Source organism: Faecalibacterium sp. An122 (assembly GCF_002160895.1).
In the GTDB taxonomy this organism is placed as follows: domain Bacteria; phylum Bacillota; class Clostridia; order Oscillospirales; family Ruminococcaceae; genus Faecalibacterium.
This window is the reverse complement of the sequence record NZ_NFLL01000063.1, coordinates 1-2828: the sequence shown is the minus strand read 5'-3', so window position 1 is coordinate 2828 and position 2828 is coordinate 1. Positions and strand designations below refer to the sequence as shown.

The 2828-nt window shown below is 52.4% G+C and carries 5 protein-coding genes and 1 pseudogene; all 6 read right to left on the bottom strand.

What is annotated here, in order from left to right; all coding sequences use genetic code 11:
* Nucleotides 1-102 (bottom strand): annotated as a pseudogene (locus B5E67_RS16005) (recombinase); the annotation flags it as partial.
* Nucleotides 103-235: 133 nt separating this feature from the next.
* Nucleotides 236-388: a hypothetical protein gene (locus B5E67_RS15765; RefSeq protein WP_204246566.1), complete on the bottom strand. Its 153-nt coding sequence runs from the start codon at nucleotides 386-388 to the stop codon at nucleotides 236-238.
* Nucleotides 385-765: a type II toxin-antitoxin system PemK/MazF family toxin gene (locus tag B5E67_RS15210; protein WP_087385917.1), complete on the bottom strand. Its 381-nt coding sequence runs from the start codon at nucleotides 763-765 to the stop codon at nucleotides 385-387. Before B5E67_RS15210 ends, B5E67_RS15765 begins: the two co-directional genes overlap by 4 nt.
* Before the next feature lie 92 nt (nucleotides 766-857).
* Entirely contained in the window at nucleotides 858-1643 is a 786-nt protein-coding gene (locus tag B5E67_RS15205) for a DUF6551 family protein (protein ID WP_087385916.1), read from the bottom strand.
* Nucleotides 1640-2476 carry a hypothetical protein gene (locus B5E67_RS15545; protein WP_143405451.1) on the bottom strand — a complete coding sequence of 279 codons (837 nt, stop codon included), beginning with the start codon at nucleotides 2474-2476 and terminating at the stop codon, nucleotides 1640-1642. The genes B5E67_RS15205 and B5E67_RS15545 overlap by 4 nt, the downstream gene beginning before the upstream one ends.
* Before the next feature lie 67 nt (nucleotides 2477-2543).
* A partial coding sequence (locus tag B5E67_RS15760; protein WP_204246565.1) for a hypothetical protein occupies nucleotides 2544-2828 on the bottom strand: 285 nt, incomplete at its 5' end.

The window sequence follows — 2828 nt, the reverse complement described above, 5'->3', positions numbered from 1 at the left end:
CTTTGCAAATGCACGGCAGGCTTCCTTCTGCATGGGGATATCGTCTTTCTCGACCTGTCCCAGAGTTGAAACGCGGTACAATGTATAGACTCTTTTTTTCATAGTTGTTTTCTCCTTTTTTCAGGATGCAAAAACAACGATTATGCGCTTTTCAAGGTACAGGCCGGATGAGCTTCAACTCATCCTATCGTCATTTTAGTGCATCATAAGCTGCAAGACAAGGATGTCTCAACGGTCAAGTTCCAGTTTGGTTACTGCTGCACACCGTATCCTGAATCAGCTGATGGAGCGCCTCCATCCCTTCGCCGTCCGAGGCATAAGTGATTCGTACAGTACGACCATTGATCGTAATGACTTCTTGTTTACCTATATTGTTTTGTTCTTTCACTCGGTTTTTTCCTCCTCTCGGCTCATGCCCAGACTGACCTTGATTGCCATTTCAATCTGGTTCATTTCTTTCTCACTGGTGCGGCCAACAAACCGCTGTACACGATGTTTGTCGAGGGTGAAAATCTGTTCCAGCTGTACGATAGATGGGACTTTCAGTCCCGGGTTGTGGTCCAGCAAGACGTGGGTGGGCAGATGGCGTTTCTTATCCACCCTGGATGTAAGGGTGGCAATAATGAGTGTGGGCGAATGTTTATTGCCCGTGTCATTTTGCAGCACCACTACCGGCCTCTCCCCGCCCTGCTCAGAACCAACATTGGGTTCCATATTGGCGTAGTAGATGTCTCCCCGGCTGTATCGCCAGTTTTCGGGAATCATAGGCTATGCACCCCCTTGTGCTTCATTATGTAAGAAGCCGCCTGTTGATTTGCAGGCGGCTTCTGTGCAAAAAGGGGGATTAGAATGGCAGGTTAGAACTTCATAGGCAGCACGTTCTTCTTACTGCTGCCGTTGTAGATGCAGAAGACCTGGTAGAGGTATTTCTTGTACCCAGCCATGTTGACACCCATGGCCCGCCCCTCCCGGTAGATGGTCAGGGGATCGGTCTTGTGCAGTCGTGTGACCAGACGCCGGGGGTCATATTCATCGCGGTACAGCTCGATGAAGCGGATCACACTCTGGATCGTTTCAGCCCGCAGGGACTCGGGGTCCCCATGCCAGGCGGCCACGATCAGGGACAGGGCTTCTTTGTAAAGGTCGGCTCCCACCCGCTTGAACTCCTCAAAGGCTGTGCCGATACAGCCGATCCGGTGCTTCCCGCGGCGCTGTGTGTAATCCAGACGCAGACCAACCGATTCGGTGGCCTTGAGGAAGGCCATGCACTCGGGGTCGCCGCCATAGATCATGGCACGCATCTTATCGCCGGGTGTCAGCTGGGCGGATTCACCGGTCTGCTGGGCAAAGAGCAGAGCTTCCTCGCTTTCGGTCATGCCCGTGTACACGATGCAGCGGACCATCAGATCCCTGCCGCCATTGATCATCTTGAGAGCTGCAATAGTGTGCTGGCCGTCAAACACATAATAGTGGCCGTTGCGGTAGCTGACCTTCGGAGGGTTGAGCAGACGGGGATCAAACTTCGCTGCAATCTTACGGACCCGCTTGACGTTCAGCTCCCGCTGATAACTGCCGCGGGGGACTTCCAGCAGCTTGCTGTTAATCATCATTTCCTTGTAGGTACTGGTGCTGTTTATTCTCATGTGGTCCTCCTCATCTCTTTCAGGTACTGAATTCCCTTATCTGTGAGTCTTTTGATGCCGTCCCGGCAGGCGCTGCGCAGCTCCTTGTTGTTTTCCAGGCAGGTATCCCAGCGAAAAATCATGGTGTCCAGGGCATCTTCCAGTTCATAGCAGATATCGTCTGCGTCGATTTCCCCGTTGGATTGCAGCATATTTTCTGAGATATCCCGGATGGCTTGCAGGGTTTCTGCAACGCTGCACTTGCGTTTTGGCTTTTCTTCAGGCTTTTCTTGGGGCTTTTCGGGTTCTTTGGTCTGCCGGAGCTGCTGAACCAGAGCGGGTCTTTCCTCCGGCGGGGCCTTGGCGATGGCCGCCACAGCCTTCTCTGTGGGTTTGATGCTGCCGGTCAGGATTTCCTGTTTGATGCCTGGCACCGCTTCTTCTGCGGCGTCTATACCTTGGGCAAATCTCCCGGCACGCTGTACATAACTGACGCTGACGTTGTTTTCACGAGCAATTTTCTCACGAGTACGTTCACCGCTGTAGCCGGATTCAAAATGAATCCGGCTACTTTTATCTGCTAAAGTGAATCGGTTCCCATAAAAAGACTCCATTCTCTTTTCGGCCTCATACCGTTCGCCTATGAGGTATTTGTACTGTTCTTGTGTCAGGTTTCGCCGTCCCAGTTGATTTTTGCAGATCCATGCGATGGCTTCGTACCGGTCGGGAAACTCCTTCTCATAGGTGGTGAACTGGATTTCCGGGTGCTGCTGAAGGATACGGTAGCGGTTGTGACCATCTACGATGACGCCGTTCCAGACGATCAGCGGGTTGATAACCACACCATCAGCCATGATGTTTTCCTCCAGCTGCTTCTGCTCCTCTTCCCGAAGGGGAGGGATTATGCTCGCAAACTCCGGGTCAATGGTTAGATGCAGGGACATAGGTTCTTACCTTTCGGCGGGTGGTATCCCGGTGAGCCGCAGCAGGCTGGACGTAGTAGTCGAAACCATAGCGGGTCTGGCAGTAAGTACAAACATCTTTGATCTGCTGGTGAACATCCGCCCGACGCAGAAATGCTTTCTTAGCGTCCTGGAACGCGTGCAGGCAAACCGGGCACAGGGTGATGAGGGATGCAGTGTTGGCATTGCGTGCATAACTACGGCTCATAAGCTTTTCCTCCTTTGGATTGAAAGATAAAAAGAC